This window comes from Microbispora sp. CL1-1, from assembly GCF_012034195.1.
In the GTDB taxonomy this organism is placed as follows: Bacteria; Actinomycetota; Actinomycetes; order Streptosporangiales; family Streptosporangiaceae; genus Microbispora.
In genome coordinates, this window is sequence record NZ_JAATEK010000135.1 from 1 (window position 1) to 1151 (window position 1151).

Here is a 1151-nt window from a genome sequence, read left to right on the forward strand (position 1 = left end):
AGGTTGGTGGTGAGGGTGCTGGTGTGGGCCCATAGTCCCCAGGCGAGGCTGGTGGCGGGGAGGCCGGTGGTGTGGCGGTGGTGGGCGAGGGCGTCGTGGAAGGTGTTGGCGGCGGCGTAGTTGGCTTGGGCGGCGCCGCCGAGGAGGCCGCTGATGGAGGAGAAGAGGATGAAGGCGGCGAGGTTGTGGTGGCGGGTGTGGTGGTGGAGGTGGTAGGCGCCGTCGATTTTGGGGGCGAGGACGGGGTGGAGGTGGTGGGGGGTGAGGGTGGCCAGGGGGGTGTCGTGGGTGATGCCGGCGGCGTGGATGACGGCGGTGAGGGGGTGGTCGTGGGGGATGGAGTTGATGAGGGTGTGGACGGCGTGGGGGTCGGTGATGTCGGTGGCGGTGATGGTGACGTGGGCGCCGGCGGTGGTGAGGTCGGTGAGGAGTTGGTCGGCGCCGGGGGTGTTGTGGCCGCGTCGTCCGGCGAGGTGGAGGTGGCGGATGTGGTGGTGGGTGGCGAGGTGGTGGGCGAGGAGGGCGCCGATGCCGGTTAGGCCGCCGGTGATCAGGACGGTGCCGTTGGGGTCCCAGGTGTGGGGTTGGGCGGGTTCGGTGGGTTGGGGGGTGTGGGGGGTGAGGCGTGGGGTGAGGTGGGTTCCGGTGCGGAGTGCGGTGTGGGGTTCGTTGTGGTGGTGGGCGGTGGCGGTGGCTTGGGGGAGGGTGGTGAGGGAGTTGGGGTGGGTGTCGTGGTCGATGAGGTGGATGCGGCCGGGGTGTTCGGTTTGTGCGGTGCGGATGAGGCCCCAGAGGGGGGCGGTGGTCAGGTCGATGGGGTCGTTGTTGTTGACGGCGACGGCCTGGTGGGTGAGCAGGAGCAGGCGGGTGTCGGCGAGGCGGTCGTCGGTCAGGTAGGTCTGCAGGGTGTGCAGGGTGTGTTCGAGCACCGCGTGCGCTGTCTCCACCGGGCTGTCGTGCGTGGTCGCGCCTTCTTCCACGCTGGTGGGGCTGGTGTTGTGTGTGTTGGGGCTGTGGGTGGGGATCGGCAGGACGATGAGGTCGGGGACTGGATCGGCGGCGTTGCCGGGGGCGTTGTCGGGGGCGTTGTCGGGGGCGGTGATGGCGTCGGTGAGGGTGGTCAGGTCTTCGTAGAAGGAGGCGGTGACGGT

The 1151-nt window shown here is 70.1% G+C and carries 1 protein-coding gene; it reads right to left on the minus strand.

Annotated elements, in window-relative coordinates:
• Positions 1-1151 (minus strand): beta-ketoacyl reductase (locus HCK04_RS40280; RefSeq protein ID WP_185949120.1); only part of this gene is annotated, 1151 nt, incomplete at both ends.